The organism is Ruthenibacterium sp., from assembly GCF_017421385.1.
Classification (GTDB): domain Bacteria; phylum Bacillota; class Clostridia; order Oscillospirales; family Ruminococcaceae; genus Ruthenibacterium; species Ruthenibacterium lactatiformans.
The window spans coordinates 1-17,803 of sequence record NZ_JAFOIN010000065.1 but is presented as its reverse complement, the minus strand read 5'-3'; the positions used below and the strand labels follow the sequence as shown (position 1 = coordinate 17,803).

Sequence of the window (17,803 nt, the reverse complement as noted above, 5' to 3'; positions counted from 1 at the left end):
AAAAAGGGGAGGGCCTAAGCCCCCTCCCTTTTTGCATGCAGAAAACCACTCGCTGGGCGAGCGATACAAAAGAAGGATAATGCTGACGATGAAAAATCCCTGTGACAGGATAGGGAAGTGCGGCCGGCCAACTGCACAAACGAAAAAACAGGGCGGGCCGTTCAGATGAATAATTTATCGGATACAGGCTGGAATTGCAAATATCATATTACGGTTGCGTCAAAATATCGCAGGAAAGCCTTTTGCGGAGAAAAAAGGCGGGAATTCTGGCGCAGAGGATATTACGCAAACACAGCAGGAAAGAATGCGATAAAAATCGTGGAGCGCGTCGAACATCAGATGAAGAAAGGCAGAGCAGGAGAGCCGCCGACGATGCTGAAATAAGCCCGCTTGCGGGCCGCCGGCAGTAAAATTTCCGTGGCCGGCGGACCCTGCCTGCGCCATCTGGCGCGTATGCTGGCAATATAGGGCTTTGCCCGGATATGCCCCCAGACTTTGCCGGGGGGGCTTCGCCGGGACAGCAGACGGCGTTACCGGTATTGCGGCAGCCAGCTGCCGTGGGCCTCGATCAGGTCATCGACCAAGCGGATGATGTCGTCCAGGGAGAGCTCGGCGGCGGTGTGCGGCTCCAGCATGGCGGCATGATAGATGTGCTCGCGCTTTTTCGTCGCGGCGGCCTCAATGGTGAGCAGATGTACATTGACATGCGTCTGGTTCATGGCCGCGAGCTGTACGGGCAGCCTGCCCACATAACACGGGGCTACGCCGGCGCCGTCCACCAGACAGGGCACTTCCACGCAGGCCTCACGGGGAAGATTTTCAATCAGTCCGCCTGTGTTGAGCACGTTGCCGCCCAGCTTATAGGGGCGGCCCGTAACCATAGCCTCGATAATGCGTGATGCGTATTCCTTTGAACGCTCGTGGGGCAGCACGCCCTTGCTGCTGAGGTCCGCGTATTCCTTATCCCACTCGGCAATCTGCCGGATGCAGCGGCGGGGATACTCGTCCAGTGGGATGTTGAAGCGGTCGATCAGCTCCGGATAACGCGCCTTGATATAAAATGGGTTGTATTCGGCGTTGTGTTCGCTGGACTCCGTACAGTAATAACCCAGTTTTTCAATGTAATCGAAGCGGACCATATCATGGTGCTTCTCGGAGGCGTTTTTCTCCTTTGCACGCCGGCGGATCTCAGGGTACAGATCGTTGCCGTCCCGGTCGCGGATATCCAGCAGCCAGCCCATGTGATTGATGCCGGCGATCAGCTCCCGGCGTCCCTCCAGACGGTCGCTCATGCCGATGGCGTCCATCAGGGTTTTGCTGCACGTCTGTACGCTGTGACACAGGCCCAGCGTTTTCACACCTGTATAACGCAGCATATATCCCGTGAGCATGGACATGGGGTTGGTATAGTTCAGAAACCATGCGTTGGGGCATACCGCCTCCATATCACGGGCGAAATCCTCCAGCACGGGGATGGTGCGCAGTGCGCGCATGATGCCGCCGATGCCAAGCGTATCGCCGATGGTCTGGCGCAGGCCGTATTTTTTAGGGATCTCGAAATCTGTGATGGTGCAGGGATCGTAGCCGCCCACCTGGATTGCGTTGATGACGAAATCCGCGCCGGAAAGCGCTTTCCGGCGGTTCTCTGCACCCAGATAAGAGCGGATCGAAGCAGGGCAGCCGTTGCCCTTGTTGATGGCCTCCAGAATGGCTGCGCTCTGTTCCAGACGCTGGCCGTCGATGTCATACAGGGCGATCTCCATGCCCTTGAGCGCATCCGTGTAGATGCAGTCTCCCAAAACGTTGCGCAGAAAGACCGTGCTGCCTGCGCCCATAAATGTGATCTTTATCATTGTACCGCCTCCTTGCACCCAGTCTAGCAAAAAAATACGGGAAAGGGTATTGCAAACTGCGCTGTATTTTTGGCATAATGTGACTGATGGAAGGGCGGCGGGAGAAATGAAGGATACGCTTCTGGACAATCTGCACATGGCAGACATCAATCCGAGGATATGCGGAGTGGAGGCGTGTGCGCCGGGGCATTCCTTCGGCCCGGCGGTGCGGGAATACTTTCTTTTGCATTATGTTGTGCGCGGGAAGGGGATATTCCGCCGCGGGAAACGGGAGTACACACTGCAGGCGGGCGAAATATTCGTGATACGCCCCGGCGAGGTGACATATTACGAAGCGGATATGCGCGACCCGTGGGAATACATGTGGGCCGGGTTTGACTGCGCGCCGCCCTTTGCGGCGCTGCTGGAGCAGGACGTGCTGCGCCTGCCCGGCGCGCTGCAAAATTTTTCGCGCATTGCAGGCTGCGGAGATATGCCTGCAAAGGAGTGGCGCATCTGCGCGCAGCTCTATGAGCTGTTTGCGGAGCTGGACGCGGCCCGCGGCCCGGCGCAGGGGCACGGCGGCAACTATGTGGGACAGGCTGTGAACTACATCGAATCGAATTATTCCCAGCCTATGCGGGTACAGGATATCGCCGCGGGGCTGGGCCTGAACCGCAGTTATTTTTGCAGGCTCTTCCGGCAGCAGACGGGCCTTTCTCCGCAGGAGTACATCGTGTCCTGCCGTCTGGCAAAAGCGGCGCAGTTCATGACGGAGCACGGCATGTCTCAGGAAGAAGCGGCGCGTCAGGCGGGATATCCGGATGTGTTTTCCTTTTCGCGCATGTTCCGGCGCAAATACGGCATGCCGCCCGGCCGTTATGCCGCGCGTGCCAGGCAAAAGCAGGGGGGATAGGCCGGGCGTGCCGCCTTTGCCGTGCTGTGTGCGAAGAATATAGAACAAAAAGGCTTCCGCTGTCGGAAGAACTCCCATAAGGAAATTAGCGCCCGCTGAAAAGTGTTTGCTTTCCAGCGGGCGTTAACTTTATTTTTTCAGTTTCAGACCATCTTTGAATGCTTCACCAACACGCTCCGTCACCTTGTAATACCCATGAGTGTACGGATCAAAGGCGATGGCGTTTACCAACGACATATTAAGCTTGCCGTTTTCCATAACGCTTTCATCCGCAGTGACATTGACGACCTTTCCAATCACTCCACAGCCATATTTGCCATCCTGATATTCAACAAATTCACATTCGAGACAAAGTGGGAACTCGTTGATAACAGGGGCGTCTACCATTTGGGCTTTGCTGACGGTAAGGCCGCTGCGGGTAAACTTGTCGGCAGTCCTGTTCCCGGATTCCACGCCGAAATAATCCGCTTCTATCACGTGAGCGGCATCGGCTATACTGACAGTAAAGGCGCCGCGTGCCTTAATATTTTTCACAGTTTTATGGGTTTCGGTTAAATTGAGAACCACGGTTTCCCGCTCCTGCATGGTGCCCCAAGCGGCGTTCATCACGTTAACGCTGCCATCTTCATTGTAGGTGGCGACCATCAGAACAGGCATCGGGAAAATACCCTCTGTGATGCTTAGCTTTGTCCGCATCATCATTACCTCACTTCATCGTTAGAATTGACAGGATCAGCTATCCTATATATAATTATAGTGTTTGTTGTCAACAATTCAAGTACTGTCATTTTGGATAGGTACTACTTAAAAGGATAGTGTACGATGATAAAGAATTTTATTGAGAACGCGAATTTTGAGGATACCGGGTTCAGTTATACGCTGTCTCTCATATCCGGCAAATATAAAATGGTCATTCTGTACTGCCTTATGGAGTATGAAGTCGTGCGGTTCAATGAACTGAAACGGTATTTGAAAAACATATCTGATAAAACTCTCAGTACAAACCTAAAAGAGTTAGAATCAGACCGGCTGATTATAAGAAGAGAGTATCCGCAAATTCCACCAAAGGTAGAATACAGCCTCAGCGACCGAGGAAAATCCCTGATGGCCGTTCTGGACCAGCTGTGCATCTGGGGCGAAAAGAACAAATTGGGATAGATAACAGCTTTATCGTTCTCCCCGCTGGCATTTTCCCCGAAAGTGTCATAGTGGGTTACACAATAAAAAAGGACAAGGCAAACCATTGCGGTCTGTCTTGCCCTTAACTTCTTTATGAGGCCTTCTCCTCCGGCGGAGGCCTTTTTGTTGTTTTCATTTGCTTTGGTCGGAGAATTCCGCCGAAAGGACGGCGTACAGCCAGGCGTCCGCAAAGCACCCGTCTTTCCGGTAGCGTCGGCGCAGTATGCCCTCCCGGCGGAATCCGCATTTTTCCAGCACGCGCACAGAGGCCGCATTGCCCGCCAGTACTTCTGCACAGATGCGGTTGAACCCCGCCTGTGCGAAGCCAAAGCGCAGAACGGCCCCCAGGGCTTCAGGCATCAGCCCGGCGCCGCGGTACGCGGGTGAAAGAGCATAGGAGGTCTCGGCGCAGCAGTGCGCCTCATCCACGCCGTGCAGATTGACGACGCCGGCCAGCGTGCCGCTTTCGCGCAGCGTGACGGCCCACTGGAGAAAATCCGGCTCCGCGTAACGTCCCAGCCAGTTTTCCAGCCGCACCTGCGTTTCCTGCAGAGCAGCGCAGGGCTCCCAGGGCAGATACCGGCAGCAATCCTCCCGGCCGGCCCAGCCGTGAAAGACAGCGGGGGCGTCGCCGGGCAAAAAACGCCGCAGGACAAGGCGTCCGGTCTCCAGCGGCACGGTGCCTTGAAGCTTCATTTCAAATTTCCCCCTTTGCCGGTTGGAAGGATGGGCCGCGGCGCCCCGAAAAGGGGCGCCGCGGCGGTTTATGCCTCGAAGGCGTTCCGTGTGGCTTCTGCGCGGTACTGATGGGTGTACAGGCTGTAATAATATCCGCCCAGCGCCAGCAGCTCGTCGTGGGTGCCGGCCTCGGTGATGCGCCCGCCGCGGATGACAAGGATCTTGTCCGCGCTGCGGATGGTGGACAGGCGGTGCGCCACGATGAAGCTGGTGCGCCCTGTCAGCACCGTCTGGATGGCGTTCTGGATGAGCTGTTCCGTCTCGGTGTCGATGCTGCTGGTAGCCTCGTCCAGAACGAAAATGCGCGGGTCGGAGAGGACCACGCGGGCGAAGCACACAAGCTGCTTTTGCCCTGTGGAAAGGCGGCCGCCGCCCTCGCCCACCTCTGTGCCGTAGCCGTCGGGCAGGGCTTCGATGAAGCGGTCCGCCCGCACCATGGCGGCGGCGCGCTTCACCTCGTCCAATGTGGCGTCCTTGCGGCCGTAGCGGATGTTGTCCGCAATGCTGCCGCTGAACAGGTGCGGCGTCTGCAGCACATAGCCCAGCGCGGAGTGCAGCCAGAGCTGGCTGCGCTCACGGTAGTCCACACCGTCGATGAGTACCTGGCCCGCGGTCGGCTCGTAAAAACGGCACACCAGGTTGACGATGGTGCTTTTGCCCGCGCCCGTCTCACCCACCAGGGCGATGGTCTGGCCCGGCTCTACCTTTAAATTGAAATCGCGCAGCACGGTCTCGCCTGTTTTGTAGGCGAACGTGACGTCCCGGAACTCCACGCCGCCCGCGATGGGAGGCCAGTTCCCGCGTCGTGGCGCAAAAGCGGTGCCGTATTCGGCTTCCACCTCGGGGCTGTCTACGATATCCGGCTGGGTGTCCAGCAGGTCGATGACGCGCTCGGCGCTGGCCTGTGCGGACTGCATCTCGGCCAGAATGCGCGCCAGCTGCTGGATGGGGTCAAACAGCTGCGTCGTATAGCTGATGAAGGCCGCCAGCGTGCCGAAGCCCATGGCTCCGGCGAACACCAGGCTGCCGCCCCGGCTCAATGCCAGCGCTGTGGAAATACTGCCCAACGCCATGACGAGCGGCATGAACAGCGCGCTCAGCAAAGCCGAGCGGATGCTGGCCGTGCGCATGGCGCCCGTCAGATTCCGGAACTCGGCGGCACTGGCCTCCTCGCGCACGAGGGTCTTTGTGGTCATGGCGCCCATGATGCCCTCGTTGAACGCGCCTGTGATGCGGCTGTTCGTTTTGCGCACGGCGCGCTGGTATTTGAGGATACGTTTTTGGAAAAACACGCACAGCGCGGCCAGAACGGGCGTGATGCACAGCACCAGCAGACCCAGCTTCCAGTTCATGGCAAGCAGCACGGCCACGATGCCCACGGCGAACACACCCGCCCACATCAGGTCCACAAGGCTCCAGGCGATCATATCCGACAGCCGGGCGATATCACTCACCATGCGGGCCATCAGCCAGCCAACGGAGGTGGTGTCGTAAAAGCTGAACGAAAGCTGCTGGAGCTTTGCAAACGCATCCTGCCGGATGTCGTAGCTCATGTCCATTTCCAGCCGGCCCGCGCCGCGCACAAACAGGAACACGCCCAGGCTCTGGACGACGACCAGAGCGGCATATACAAGGCCGTACAGCCAAAGCCCCTCGGTGGTGCCGCCCTCGATGAAATGGTCGATGGCATAGCGGGAGAGCTGCGGATAGGCAAGGTCGATCCCCGCCACCACCAGCAGCACGAGCATCACGGAGACCACCGTGCGCCGGTGGCGCATGGCATAGGCGATCAGGCGTTTCCACAGCCGCAGGTCGATCTTCTGGTCGGCAGTGTCTCTTTTGTTTTCAAAATCATTCTGTGCCATTACGCCTCGCCTCCTTTCGGGGACGCCGCCTGCGGCAGCTCGTTCTGGATGGCGCACACGCGCCGGTACAGCCCCTCCTGCGCGGCCAGCGTGTCATGCGTGCCCATCTGCACCACGCGGCCTTTGTCCAGAACGAGGATCAGGTCCGACTTACGGATGGTTGCGATGCGGTGGCTGATGAGGAACATGGTGCCGTGGCGGCGGGAATGCAGCGCGTCGCGGATGGCGGCGTCCGTCTCAGCGTCTACGGCGGAAAGGGAATCGTCAAAGATCAGGACAGGGGTATCCTGCAGCAGCATGCGGGCGATGGCCACGCGCTGCTTTTGTCCGCCGGAAAGCGTCACGCCGCGCTCGCCGACCACGGTGTCGTAGCCCTCGGAGAAGCTCTCGATGACGTCATGTACCGAGGCCGTGCGCGCGGCGGCATATACGTCCGAAAGATCCGCGTCCGGCCGGGCGATGGCGATGTTTTCGCCGATGGTGCGGCTGTACAGGAACGGTTCCTGCAAAACGATGCCCACGTTGCGGCGCAGGTGATGGCGTTCGATGTCGTTGACGTCAACACCGGAAAGCGTGATGCGTCCGGCGGTGACGGGGTACAGCCGCTGCAGAAGTTGCACCAGGCTGGATTTGCCCGCGCCCGTGCTGCCGAGGATGCCAATGGTCTGGCCGGGCCGTACGGTGAACGAAACATGGGAAAGCACGGGCACGCCGTCGCCGTAATCGAAGCACACGTCCTCGAAAGCGACGCTGCCGTCGATCTGCGGCGTAAGGGCTTTGCCCGGCTCCGCTTCGGCGGGCACGGCAAGGATGTCCTCCAAACGGGACAGGGAAATATCCGCCTTGCCCAGATCCGCCAGAATGCGGCCCAGCTGGCGCATGGGGAACGTGAGCATGGAGGTGTAGGTGGTGAACAGCAGCACGTTGCCCAGGCTGAACCCGCCGTGCACGGCGAAATAGACGCCGCACACGCCGGAAAGCGCGATTTGAAGATAGCCGATCATGTCGGAGAGGCCCCAGTATGCGCCCATCAGGGTGGTGAGGTGCAGCGTGATATCGTGGTAAGCCTTGTTGCGCCGGGTGAATTTGTCCAGCTCAGAGCTTTCCTGTGCAAACGCGCGCACCACGCGCACGCCCGTCAGGTTTTCCTGCAGCGTGGTGGAAAGCGCGCCCTCGGCTTCATCCGAGCGTGTGAACTGCCGCTGCACGCCGCGGAAATAGAAGAAGCTGAACACCACAAGAATGGGCAGCAGGCAGGTGGATACGGCCGTCATCGCGCCGCTGATGGGCAGCATGATGGAAATGGCCGTGCAAACCATCACCACGGTGCGCACCACCTCCATGGCCTGCATCTGCACAAAGCGGCGAACCGTCTCCACGTCGCTGGTGCAGCGCTGGACAAGGTCACCCGTCTGCACGCCCACATGATAGCTGTATGGCACGGCCTCCAGATGCGTGAACAGCCTGTCGCGCAGGCGCTTGGCCAGTCCCTCGCCCGCAAAGGCGATGCAGTGGCCGCGCAGATAGGTGAATACGCCGCCCAGCAGCGTCACCAGAACCACAAGCGAGGCCAGCACCCAGATGTGGCTCGAGAAATACGCCCGCCCGCCCATGCGCTGGAACAGAGCGGACAGAGCGGCGGGCAGCTCCGGCGTTTTGTCGCCGATGACGCTGTCCACCGTGAAGGAAACGACGAGCGGCGTGACGTAGGTGAGAAACGTGGCGCACAGCGTCGCCGCCACGCCCAGGATAAGATACCGCTTCACGCCGTGAAAAATGTCGCCCAGCAGCCTTCGCCGGAAGCCGCGGGGCCGGGGATGGGTCTGTTCGGGTTGCATGATTACTCCTTTGGCGTTCCCCGCTCCGCCGCTCACGGTGCGCGGGAGGGAGAAAGCGCCGGTGCTGGGGCGCAGCCGCACGCCCGGTGGATAATGCGTTCAGGCGCGCGGAAGGTAACGGCACTCCGCGCGCATTTATATAAACAGGCCGGCAAGCGGCACGCCTTTACAGCGCTTTTGCACCGGGTCTGGTGCAAAAGGCCGCCGGACAGCGCCTCCGGCTGCTGCATCTGCGATACAATTTGTAATAAAGTGATTTAATTCGACAAAAAGTACAGAAAAGGGGGAGCGGCGCGGGACGGCGCCGCCTGCCCTGCGGAACAGCAGGGCAACGCAGCGCACGCCCGGGCGCCACTCCCAAGCGTAACGATTCAGTTGTAAGTCTCCGGAACACGTCCGCCCAAAAGGGCGGCCCGCTCACCGGTCACGAGCGCAGGTCTTTATACTGCTCACAGGTACATTTTTTAAACTTTTTGCCGCTGCCGCAGGGACAGGGGTCATTGCGTCCCGGCTTGGCGATCTTCTTGGCCGGCTGCTTTTTCACGCTGCCGTCGTCCGCGCCGGATTCACCCGTGGGCTTTGCCACCTGTTCGCGCTGGAGAGGCTGCTCGGTGCGCAGCTCCATGGTGAGCAGCATGCGGGAGGTGTCCTCGCGGATGGACGCCACCATCTCGTCGAACATGTTGAAGCCCTCGATACGGTATTCCACCACAGGGTCGCGCTGGCCGTAGCTGCGCAGATAGATGCCCTTGCGCAGCTCCTCAATGGCGTCGATGTGCTCCATCCACTTGGTGTCCACGGTGCGCAGCAGCACGACGCGTTCAAACTCGCGCATCAAAGGCGAGCCGTAGCGTTTTTCCTTGTCCGCGCAGATGGCGTCGGCCCGGTCCGTCAGGACCTTCACAACGTCCTCCTGCTTCAGCTCGCCCAGAGCTTCGGGCGTGTAGCGGAAATCGCCGTCCTTGGCCAGCCAGCCGCGGTAGTGGCTGCGCAGGCCGTCGAAATCCCAGTCGTCGGCAACTTCGCCCGCCAGGAACAGCTGGGCATTGGCCGCAATGGACTCGTGGATCATGGTGTGAACATTTTCGGATACATCCTCGCCGCGCAGTACCTTGCCGCGCTGGCCGTAGATGATCTCGCGCTGGCTGTTCATCACGTCGTCGAACTGCAGCACGTTTTTGCGGATGGAGAAGTTGCGGGCCTCCAGCTTTTTCTGGGCGTTCTCGATGGTGCCGGAAATCATCTTGTTCTCAATGGGCATGTCTTCCTCGACGCCCAGGGAATCCATGATGGTGCTGACGCGCTCGCCGCCGAACAGGCGCATGAGGTCGTCCTCCAAGCTGATGAAGAAGCGGCTGGCGCCGGGGTCGCCCTGGCGGCCGGCACGGCCGCGCAGCTGGTTGTCGATGCGCCGGCTCTCGTGGCGTTCCGTGCCGATGATGAACAGGCCGCCCGCGGCGCACACCTCGGCGGCTTCTTCCGCAATGACTTTTTTGTGCGCGGCCTCCAGCTCGGCATAGCGCGCGCGCACCTTTAAAATTTCCGGGTCGGTGGTATCGGCGTGGCCGGTGCTCTCCACGATCAGTTCCTCGGAGAAGCCCTCCCTGCGCAGGTCGGCTTTGGCCATGTGCTCGGCGTTGCCGCCCAGCATGATGTCGGTGCCGCGGCCGGCCATATTTGTGGCGATGGTGACCGCGCCCTTTTTGCCCGCCTGCGCTACGATCTCGGCTTCCTTTTCGTGGTGCTTGGCGTTCAGAACCTCGTGCTTCACGCCGCGGCGGCTCAGCAGCTTGCTCAGCAGCTCGCTCTTTTCAATGGAAATGGTGCCCACCAGCACGGGCTGGCCCTTTTCATGGCACTCGATGATCTGCTCGATAACGGCGTTGAACTTGGCCGGTTCGGTTTTGTACACCACGTCGTTGTAGTCGGTGCGGGCCACGGGCTTGTTCGTGGGCACCTCCACCACCTGCAGGCCGTAGATCTCCTCAAACTCGGCGGCCTCCGTCTGTGCGGTGCCCGTCATGCCGGAGAGCTTTTCGTACATGCGGAAATAGTTCTGGAACGTGATGGTGGCCAGCGTGCGGCTCTCGCGGGCGACGGTGACGCCCTCCTTGGCCTCGATGGCCTGGTGCAGCCCCTCATTGTAGCGGCGGCCCAGCATCAGGCGGCCGGTGAATTCGTCCACGATGATGACCTCGCCGTCGCGCACCACATAATCCACGTCCCGCTTCATCACGCCCCGCGCCTTGATGGCCTGGTTGATGTGATGCTGCAGCGTCATGTTCGCTCCGTCGGCCAGATTTTCAACATTGAAGTACTTTTCAGCCTTGGCAATGCCGCTGGCGGTAAGCGTGGCCGTCTTTTTTTTCTCGTCCACAACATAATCGCCGTCCACCTGCTCGTCCTGGTCCTCTTTGTCGTCCAGCTCGGCCACGACGGTGGCCTTCAGGCCCTTGGCAAAATTATCGGCCAGCTTGTACAGATCGGTGCTTTTATCGCCCTCGCCGCTGATGATGAGCGGCGTGCGTGCTTCGTCGATGAGGATGGAGTCCACCTCGTCCACGATGGCGTAATAATGCCCGCGCTGCACCATCTGCTCTTTGTAGGTGACCATGTTGTCGCGCAGGTAATCGAAGCCGAATTCATTGTTGGTGCCGTAGGTAATGTCGGCATTGTAGGCGGCGCGGCGTTCCTCGCCTGTGACGCCGTGGATGATGAGCCCCACCGAAAGACCCAGAAATTTATACAGCTTTCCCATCCACTCGCTGTCGCGTTTGGCCAGGTAATCGTTCACGGTGACGACGTGCACGCCCTTGCCGGTGAGCGCGTTCAGATATACGGGCAGCGTGGCGACAAGCGTTTTGCCCTCGCCGGTTTTCATCTCGGCGATGCAGGCGCGGTGCAGCACGATGCCGCCCACCACCTGTACGGGAAAGTGTTTCATGCCCAGCACGCGCCAGCTTGCCTCGCGGCATACGGCAAAGGCGTCGGGCAGAATGTCGTCCAGCGTTTCGCCCCCTGCCAGACGCTCCCGGAGCGCGGGCGTCATCGCCTGCAGCTCGCGGTCGGTCATGGCCTGGTACCGGGCCTCCAGCGCCAGCACCCTGTCCGCGATGGGCTGTATCTTCTTGAGCTCCTTCGTGGAAAAGGAGCCGAACAGTTTTTCAAAAAAAGACAAATTTTTCACTCACCTTCCGCGCGGCGCGCCGCCGCACAATTCCACTTTATAATACTACTTTATAGAATACGGTGTCAAACCAAACCGTCCAACTTCGTACAAACAAACGGTGAAGCTGCAAAAACCGTGCGCATCCGCGCGTTCGGACACAAAAAAGCGCCCGCGGATGCGGGCGCGCCAAAAGGTGAAACGGTTCACTTTTCGCCGAACATATTAAAGCGGAACAGCCTGCGCTGGTCCTCGGGGTCGGAGCACTCCAGCTTCGCCTCCGCGATGCTGCCGCCCTCGATCAGCTTGGTAAAGCCGATGAGCTGGCACAGCCTGCTTTTCAGGTTCAGGCGGTCGCCTTCGGGCGTTACCATAAACACATCGCCCTTGCAGGCGGCAAGAACCTCGTTGAATTCTTTCAGGTCGATATCATGCATATCAACAGATGCCATGACCGCATATCTCCTCTCACAATTCTATTTTCCACAACTTCCGTTTGACAGGCCGACGTTCCCCTGTCAACCACAGTATAGCATGTGAATCGTTAATGTCAACAAATTTATAGAAAACTTTTTGTAATGTTATACAAAACGGAAGCGAAGACAGCGGCAACCGGGCAAAAGCGCACAATGGGGGAAAAAGTTTTGATTTTCGGCCCCACGCACTTGCAATGCAGCAGCGCTTTCTTTATAATATAGGATAGCGCAAATGTGAAATAACTGTCAAAAGAGAAACACAAAAGAACATCACAAAGGAGCATCACTATGACTTATTCTCATGAAGTAGAACGTATGTGTCCGCTCACGAAAGGCCCGAACCATGGGCCGGCCCCCATCCCGGAGGAGGGCCAGTGGGTAAAGGCATATCAGATCTCTGATATCAGCGGCCTGACGCACGGCGTTGGCTGGTGCGCGCCGCAGCAAGGCACCTGCAAGCTGACGCTGAACGTGAAAAAGGGCGTCATCGAGGAAGCGCTGGTGGAGACCATCGGCTGCTCCGGCATGACCCATTCCGCCGCCATGGCGGGCGAGATCCTGCCCGGCAAGACCATTCTGGAGGCGCTGAACACAGACCTTGTGTGCGACGCCATCAACGTGGCCATGCGCGAGCTGTTCCTGCAGATTGTCTACGGCCGCAGCCAGACCGCGTTTTCCGACGACGGCCTGCCTGTCGGCGCCGGCCTGGAGGACCTGGGCAAGGGCCTGCGCAGCATGACGGGCACCATTTTCTCCACCAAGGCGAAGGGCGTGCGCTACCTGGAGCTGACCGAGGGGTATATCACAAAGGTCGCCGTCGACGAGAACGGCGAGGCCATCGGCTACCAGTTCGTCCGTCTGGGCAAAATGATGGAGGACATCCGCCACGGTGTGGACCCGAAGACCGCTTACGAGAAGAACATCGGCACCTACGGCCGCTTTGCGGACGCGCCGAAGTATATCGACCCGCGCGAAGAGTAAGAGAGGAGGAGAAGAACAATGGCTAAATTTGAAAGTCAAGAACGCCGCATGCCGAAAATCGAGGCATGCCTGAAAGCAAACGGCCTGGAGTCTCTGGACGCCTGCCGCGAGATGCTCCTCTCCAAGGGCATCGACGTTGACGCGATCGTCAAGGGTGTGCAGCCCATCTGCTTTGAGAACGCCGTCTGGGCGTACACGCTGGGCACGGCCATCGCCGTGAAGCGCGGCCTGAAGAGCGCCGCCGACTGTGCCGCCGCCATCGGCGAGGGCCTGGAGGCCTTCACCATCCCCGGCTCGGTGGCCGAACAGCGCGCCGTGGGCCTTGGCCACGGCAACTTGGGCGCCATGCTTCTGCGCGACGAGACCAAGTGCTTCGCCTTCCTGGCCGGCCACGAGAGCTTTGCCGCCGCCGAGGGCGCCATCGGCATCGCCCGCACCGCCAACAAGGCCCGCAAGGAGCCGCTGCGCGTTATCCTGAACGGCCTGGGCAAGGACGCCGCCTATATCATCAGCCGCATCAACGGCTTCACCTATGTGGAGACGGATTACGACTTCAAGACCGGCGAGCTGAAGGTCGTGCGCGAGAAGGCTTTTTCCGACGGCGAACGCGCCGCGGTGAAGTGCTACGGCGCCAACGACGTGCTCGAGGGCGTTGCCATTATGAAGAAGGAGGGCGTTGAGGTGTCCATCACGGGCAACTCCACCAACCCCACCCGTTTCCAGCACCTGGTTGCCGGCACCTATAAAAAATGGGCTATGGAGAACGGTAAAAAATACTTCTCCGTGGCTTCCGGCGGCGGTACGGGCCGCACGCTGCACCCGGACAACGTGGCCGCGGGCCCGGCTTCCTACGGCCTGACGGACTCCATGGGCCGTATGCACGGCGACGCACAGTTCGCCGGCTCCTCCAGCGTGCCCGCGCACGTGGAGATGATGGGCCTGATCGGCATGGGCAACAACCCCATGGTGGGCGCCACCGTGGCCTGCGCCGTGGCTGCCAGCCAGGCGTAAGCGTCCCGGCAAAATACAGCACAAAAGGCAGCGGCCGCCCCTTGCGGGGCGGCCGCTGTTTTATGTTCTGCCGCACTCGCGGACGGCGGGGCGTGGGGCGGTATTTCGCTTCTGCAGAAAGGAAAAAGCGCCGCAGCCGGTCAGCCGGCCGCCGCAAGGGCGTACAGAAGCGCCAGTGCGGCAACATTGACTGCGGAAAAGACGAGCAGATAGCGCCGTGTGCCGCCCGGCGCGGAGCGGGCATAAAGCTTGAGGGAGATCAGGCTTGCGAGAGAGGCAATGGGCGTGCCGAGGCCGCCAAGGTTCGTGCCCGTCAGCAGGGCGCGCCAGTTCTGTGAAAAGCCCGAAAGAAGGACGGCGGCGGGCACGTTGCTGACGACCTGGCTGGCCAACACACAGGTGGGCAGCGCGTGCTTGTCCATAAGAGCGGAAAGAAGCGCGTTCACCCCGCCGATCTTTCCCATGTTGCCCGCGAAAATAAAGAAAAATACAAATGTGAGCAGCAGGCTGTAATCCACTTCCCGAAAAAGGTCCCGCATGAACAGCGTAAGCATGGTCAGTACCACAGCCGTCAGAAGCTGGTATGGTGCCACACGGAATACGCACAGCAGGCACAGCACGAACAGTACGCTCAGCGCGGGCAGGCGGCGCGTGTTGTATCCGTGCACATCTCCCATGGCGACGGTGACGGCACGGGGCGGCACGAACAGCACGCCCATGCACAGCAGCGCAAGGCTGGCCGCCGCAAGGGGCAGCATGGTGCGGAAAAAATCGGCGGGGGACAGGGCAAAACGATTGTAGAGAAAAAGATTCTGCGGATTGCCAACAGGCGTGGCCATGCTGCCTAGATTGGCCGCGACGGTCTGCAGTACGATGATGTACGGAGCATAGGCGGAAGCATCGGCCATGTTCAGAATCAAGATGGCAAAGGGGACGAAGGTGAGCAGGGCCACATCATTGGTGACGAGCATGGAACTGAAAAAAGGCAGCAGCACCAGCATGAGCGCCAGAAAACGCAGTGTCTTTTTACCGCGAAGCAGGCGCAGCGCCAGCGCCTCGAACAGACCACAGCCACGCAGCCCGGCCACGACGGCCATCAGGCAGAAAAGCAGGCACAGCACGCGGAAGTCGAAATAGGAAATATACGCCGCGGAGGGCGGCACAAAAAGAGTGGAGGCCAGCGCGGCCAGCGCCGCGCAGCAGAGAACGGCCTCCCTGCGGATAAAGTTCAAAATGCGGGCGGGAGAGAGATGCATGGGGTACGCTTCCTTTCGTGAAATCCGTATCCATTATCATAACATATTTTTGTGCGGTATCCAGTGCCGAAGCCCAAAATTTGCGGGAGAAACACTGGAACCGACGCTGCGTTCCCGCCCGCCGCGCCGGGAAAGGCATTTGCGGTTGTGCAAAACGACTGCAAAACGCAAGGGCAGAACGCGCTTTCTGTTGAAAATGGAAAAATAAATAATATGCAAAATATTCACTTGACTTTGCATATTTATGCATGTATACTAAGACTCAGACAACAGGCCGGCCGCAGCGGTCGCCGCTGCGAAGCGCCCGCCTGTAAATATGCACTTGTTGAAAGAGGAGAATGGTACTTATGAAAAAGCTTGTAGCAGTATGCATGGCGCTTGTAATGGCGCTGGGCCTCGCCGCCTGCGGCGGTTCCGGCTCTTCCAGCTCCGCTCCCGCGGCTTCGTCCGGCGCGGTAAGCGCTCCGGCCGCGTCCGGCACGTCCGCTTCCGAAGCCGACGACGGCATCGCAATGACGGGCGGCAATGTGGAGGAGCACAGCGTGGAGGCCATCAAGGCCAAGGGCGTGCTCGTTGTAACGACAGAGGCCGGCTATGCGCCGTTTGAGTTCCTGGACGAGAACGACAATGTCGTGGGCCTGGACGCTTCCCTGGCGCAGGCGCTGGCAGATGATCTGGGCGTTGAACTGGATATACAGAACATCGCGTTCGATTCCGTTGTGGCTGAGGTCCAGGCGGGCAACGCCGATATGGCCATCGCGGGCCTTACGCCCAACGCAGACCGCAAAAAGAGCGTGGACATGAGCGATATGTACTATGCCGGCGGCCAGTGCATGCTGGTGCTGGAGGAAAACCTGGACAAATATGCCACCAAGGAAAGCCTGGCCGGCGCGGTGATGGCCACTCAGAAAGCCGCCCTGCAGGAGACGCTGATGGCGGAGCAGTTCCCCGATGCAGAGCCCCTGCTTTTGCCGGACTTCCCCCAGTGCATCGCCAACCTGAAGAACGGTGAGTGCGCGGCTGTGATGATCGACGAGATCAGCGCCGAGCAGTATATGCAGACAGTCGAGGGCCTGGCCATCGGCAAGGTGCCTGTGGAGATCGATCCCGAAGAGGGCGGCAACGCTGTGGCTGTGATGAAGAGCAACACCGATCTGCTGGATTGGGTGAACGAGCGCATCGCGGCATATGAGGCCGAGGGCCTGCTGGAGCAGTGGTTCCAGGAAGCGCAGGAGAAGGCTGCTTCCATGGGCATCGAGTAAGCTGCAGGACATCGCATTGAATTTGATACGCGGCGGAGGGCGCGTCCCTCCGCCGCGGTCTTTGTGTTTCTGCCGCCCCGCGGGCGGAGAATGCCGTTTTACCACGAAGGAGGATACGATGTTTTCATTTGAGCGAATGCTGAAAATATGGGAAAAGTACGGCCATATGTACTGGAACGGCCTTGGCTATACGCTGCTGTTCGCATTTGTGAGCGTGCTGATGGGCCTTGTGCTGGGGCTCGTGCTGGCGTCCGGCCGTATGGCCAGCGTACAGTCCCGCGACAATCTGGCAGTCAAGGCGCTCAAGGCTGTTGCCAAATTTTTTTGTACCGCATATGTGGAGGTGTTCCGTGCCACGCCGATGCTGGTGCAGGTGTTCATCATCTACTACGGTCTGGGCAATGTTTTCAAGCTGCCGGATTCCAGCCTCAACCGCATGTTCTGGGGCATGGTGGCCGTCGGCCTCAACTCCGCGGCTTATATGTCGGAGGTCATCCGCTCCGGCATCGGCGCGGTGCCCGGCGGCCAGATGGAGGCCGCGCGCTGCATCGGCATGAGCCATTGGAAGGCTATGCGCCATGTGATCCTGCCCCAGGCGGTGCGCAACATCCTGCCCGCCATGTGCAACGAGTTCGTCACCATCATCAAGGAGACCAGTATCCTGGGCATGGTGGGCATTGTAGAGCTGATGTTCCGCGCCCAGTCCATCGCCAAGCAGACCTATATTTTCCTGGAGCCGTATGTCATCGCGGCCATCATGTATTTTATCATTGTGTTCCCGCTGTCGAAGATCATCGCGGCTGTGGAAAGGAGGATGAGCAAGAGTGTCACCCGCTAAAGGAGAAAAGCTCATTGAGGTCAAGGGCCTGGAGAAGCACTTCAAGCATGTGGAGGTGCTGCGCGGTATCAACATCGACATCTGCAAGGGCGACGTGGTGGCGGTCATCGGGCCGTCCGGCTCGGGCAAATCCACGTTTTTGCGCTGCCTGAACCTGTTGGAGGAGCCCACGGGCGGACAGATCGTGTTTGAGGGCGTGGACATCACCTCCAAGGAGACAAAGATCGACCAGATGCGCCAGAAGATCGGCATGGTGTTCCAGCAGTTCAATCTGTTCACCAACATGACGGTGCTGGACAACGTGAGCGCGGGGCCGGTGCTGGTAAAGGGGATGAAGAGGGACGAGGCCCACAAGCTGGCCCAGAGCTTGCTGGAGCGCGTGGGCCTGGGCGACCGCGGCGGCGCGTATCCCATCCAGCTCTCCGGCGGCCAGCAGCAGCGCGTG

Annotated in this window: 16 protein-coding genes; 8 read left to right on the top strand and 8 right to left on the bottom strand. The window is 59.6% G+C overall.

Annotated features, from left to right (window positions below):
- The first annotated feature begins 165 nt into the window (after positions 1-165).
- Positions 166-384, top strand: a complete 219-nt coding sequence (locus tag IIY41_RS06850; protein ID WP_040910232.1) for a hypothetical protein — start codon at positions 166-168, stop codon at positions 382-384.
- 146 nt (positions 385-530) lie between these two features.
- On the opposite strand, the gene IIY41_RS06845 is transcribed toward IIY41_RS06850, so the two are convergent.
- Positions 531-1,853: an alpha-glucosidase/alpha-galactosidase gene (locus IIY41_RS06845; RefSeq protein WP_009325146.1), complete on the bottom strand. Its 1,323-nt coding sequence runs from the start codon at positions 1,851-1,853 to the stop codon at positions 531-533.
- Between the two features lie 106 nt (positions 1,854-1,959).
- Between IIY41_RS06845 and IIY41_RS06840 the strand changes: the two genes are divergently transcribed.
- On the top strand, positions 1,960-2,748 hold the full coding sequence (locus tag IIY41_RS06840) for an AraC family transcriptional regulator (protein WP_009325145.1): 789 nt from the start codon (positions 1,960-1,962) through the stop codon (positions 2,746-2,748).
- Between the two features lie 129 nt (positions 2,749-2,877).
- On the opposite strand, the gene IIY41_RS06835 is transcribed toward IIY41_RS06840, so the two are convergent.
- Entirely contained in the window at positions 2,878-3,450 is a 573-nt protein-coding gene (locus IIY41_RS06835) for a flavin reductase family protein (RefSeq protein WP_371418111.1), read from the bottom strand.
- A 120-nt stretch (positions 3,451-3,570) separates the two neighbouring features.
- On the opposite strand from IIY41_RS06835, the gene IIY41_RS06830 reads away from it, so the two are divergent.
- A complete protein-coding gene (locus tag IIY41_RS06830) occupies positions 3,571-3,906 on the top strand; it encodes a winged helix-turn-helix transcriptional regulator (RefSeq protein ID WP_009325143.1) in 336 nt (111 codons plus the stop codon).
- A gap of 153 nt (positions 3,907-4,059) precedes the next feature.
- Here IIY41_RS06830 and IIY41_RS06825 read toward each other — a convergent pair whose 3' ends face one another.
- The 5 genes from IIY41_RS06825 to IIY41_RS06805 all read right to left on the bottom strand — a co-directional run bounded on the left by IIY41_RS06825 (position 4,060) and on the right by IIY41_RS06805 (position 11,986).
- Positions 4,060-4,623, bottom strand: coding sequence for a GNAT family N-acetyltransferase (locus IIY41_RS06825; protein WP_287400179.1), 564 nt, complete (start codon positions 4,621-4,623; stop codon positions 4,060-4,062).
- 68 nt (positions 4,624-4,691) lie between these two features.
- A complete protein-coding gene (locus tag IIY41_RS06820; protein WP_287400178.1) occupies positions 4,692-6,530 on the bottom strand; it encodes an ABC transporter ATP-binding protein in 1,839 nt (612 codons plus the stop codon).
- Positions 6,530-8,368 carry an ABC transporter ATP-binding protein gene (locus IIY41_RS06815; protein ID WP_009325140.1) on the bottom strand — a complete coding sequence of 613 codons (1,839 nt, stop codon included), beginning with the start codon at positions 8,366-8,368 and terminating at the stop codon, positions 6,530-6,532. The genes IIY41_RS06820 and IIY41_RS06815 overlap by 1 nt, the downstream gene beginning before the upstream one ends.
- A 424-nt stretch (positions 8,369-8,792) precedes the next feature.
- The gene (gene secA, locus IIY41_RS06810) at positions 8,793-11,546 is read right to left on the bottom strand and encodes a preprotein translocase subunit SecA (RefSeq protein WP_287400177.1); all 2,754 of its coding nucleotides are present in this window, start codon (positions 11,544-11,546) and stop codon (positions 8,793-8,795) included.
- 194 nt (positions 11,547-11,740) lie between these two features.
- Entirely contained in the window at positions 11,741-11,986 is a 246-nt protein-coding gene (locus IIY41_RS06805; protein ID WP_009325138.1) for a hypothetical protein, read from the bottom strand.
- A 312-nt stretch (positions 11,987-12,298) separates the two neighbouring features.
- Here IIY41_RS06805 and IIY41_RS06800 point away from each other — a divergent pair, with 312 nt between their 5' ends.
- Together IIY41_RS06800 and IIY41_RS06795 are read left to right on the top strand one after the other, a co-directional pair.
- On the top strand, positions 12,299-12,991 hold the full coding sequence (locus IIY41_RS06800; protein WP_009325137.1) for an iron-sulfur cluster assembly scaffold protein: 693 nt from the start codon (positions 12,299-12,301) through the stop codon (positions 12,989-12,991).
- 18 nt (positions 12,992-13,009) lie between these two features.
- Positions 13,010-14,002, top strand: coding sequence for a GGGtGRT protein (locus tag IIY41_RS06795; RefSeq protein WP_009325136.1), 993 nt, complete (start codon positions 13,010-13,012; stop codon positions 14,000-14,002).
- 140 nt (positions 14,003-14,142) lie between these two features.
- On the opposite strand, the gene IIY41_RS06790 is transcribed toward IIY41_RS06795, so the two are convergent.
- Positions 14,143-15,258, bottom strand: coding sequence for an SLC13 family permease (locus IIY41_RS06790; RefSeq protein ID WP_058722815.1), 1,116 nt, complete (start codon positions 15,256-15,258; stop codon positions 14,143-14,145).
- 347 nt (positions 15,259-15,605) lie between these two features.
- On the opposite strand from IIY41_RS06790, the gene IIY41_RS06785 reads away from it, so the two are divergent.
- The 3 genes from IIY41_RS06785 to IIY41_RS06775 all read left to right on the top strand — a co-directional run.
- A complete protein-coding gene (locus tag IIY41_RS06785; RefSeq protein WP_287400176.1) occupies positions 15,606-16,520 on the top strand; it encodes a transporter substrate-binding domain-containing protein in 915 nt (304 codons plus the stop codon).
- 118 nt (positions 16,521-16,638) lie between these two features.
- Positions 16,639-17,358, top strand: coding sequence for an amino acid ABC transporter permease (locus IIY41_RS06780; protein WP_009325130.1), 720 nt, complete (start codon positions 16,639-16,641; stop codon positions 17,356-17,358).
- Positions 17,345-17,803: amino acid ABC transporter ATP-binding protein (locus IIY41_RS06775; RefSeq protein WP_287400175.1), on the top strand; the 459-nt coding region annotated here is incomplete at its 3' end. The genes IIY41_RS06780 and IIY41_RS06775, both read left to right, overlap by 14 nt.

Excerpts from the sequence above, each read along its gene's own strand:
- IIY41_RS06780 (WP_009325130.1), top strand. The coding sequence starts at position 16,639 with ATGTTTTCATTTGAGCGAATGCTGAAAATATGGGAAAAGTACGGCCAT.
- IIY41_RS06835 (WP_371418111.1), bottom strand. The coding sequence starts at position 3,450 with ATGATGATGCGGACAAAGCTAAGCATCACAGAGGGTATTTTCCCGATG.
- IIY41_RS06815 (WP_009325140.1), bottom strand. The coding sequence starts at position 8,368 with ATGCAACCCGAACAGACCCATCCCCGGCCCCGCGGCTTCCGGCGAAGG.
- IIY41_RS06850 (WP_040910232.1), top strand. The coding sequence starts at position 166 with ATGAATAATTTATCGGATACAGGCTGGAATTGCAAATATCATATTACG.
- IIY41_RS06800 (WP_009325137.1), top strand. The coding sequence starts at position 12,299 with ATGACTTATTCTCATGAAGTAGAACGTATGTGTCCGCTCACGAAAGGC.
- IIY41_RS06830 (WP_009325143.1), top strand. The coding sequence starts at position 3,571 with ATGATAAAGAATTTTATTGAGAACGCGAATTTTGAGGATACCGGGTTC.
- IIY41_RS06785 (WP_287400176.1), top strand. The coding sequence starts at position 15,606 with ATGAAAAAGCTTGTAGCAGTATGCATGGCGCTTGTAATGGCGCTGGGC.
- IIY41_RS06840 (WP_009325145.1), top strand. The coding sequence starts at position 1,960 with ATGAAGGATACGCTTCTGGACAATCTGCACATGGCAGACATCAATCCG.
- IIY41_RS06795 (WP_009325136.1), top strand. The coding sequence starts at position 13,010 with ATGGCTAAATTTGAAAGTCAAGAACGCCGCATGCCGAAAATCGAGGCA.
- IIY41_RS06820 (WP_287400178.1), bottom strand. The coding sequence starts at position 6,530 with ATGGCACAGAATGATTTTGAAAACAAAAGAGACACTGCCGACCAGAAG.
- IIY41_RS06845 (WP_009325146.1), bottom strand. The coding sequence starts at position 1,853 with ATGATAAAGATCACATTTATGGGCGCAGGCAGCACGGTCTTTCTGCGC.
- IIY41_RS06825 (WP_287400179.1), bottom strand. The coding sequence starts at position 4,623 with ATGAAGCTTCAAGGCACCGTGCCGCTGGAGACCGGACGCCTTGTCCTG.
- IIY41_RS06790 (WP_058722815.1), bottom strand. The coding sequence starts at position 15,258 with ATGCATCTCTCTCCCGCCCGCATTTTGAACTTTATCCGCAGGGAGGCC.
- IIY41_RS06805 (WP_009325138.1), bottom strand. The coding sequence starts at position 11,986 with ATGGCATCTGTTGATATGCATGATATCGACCTGAAAGAATTCAACGAG.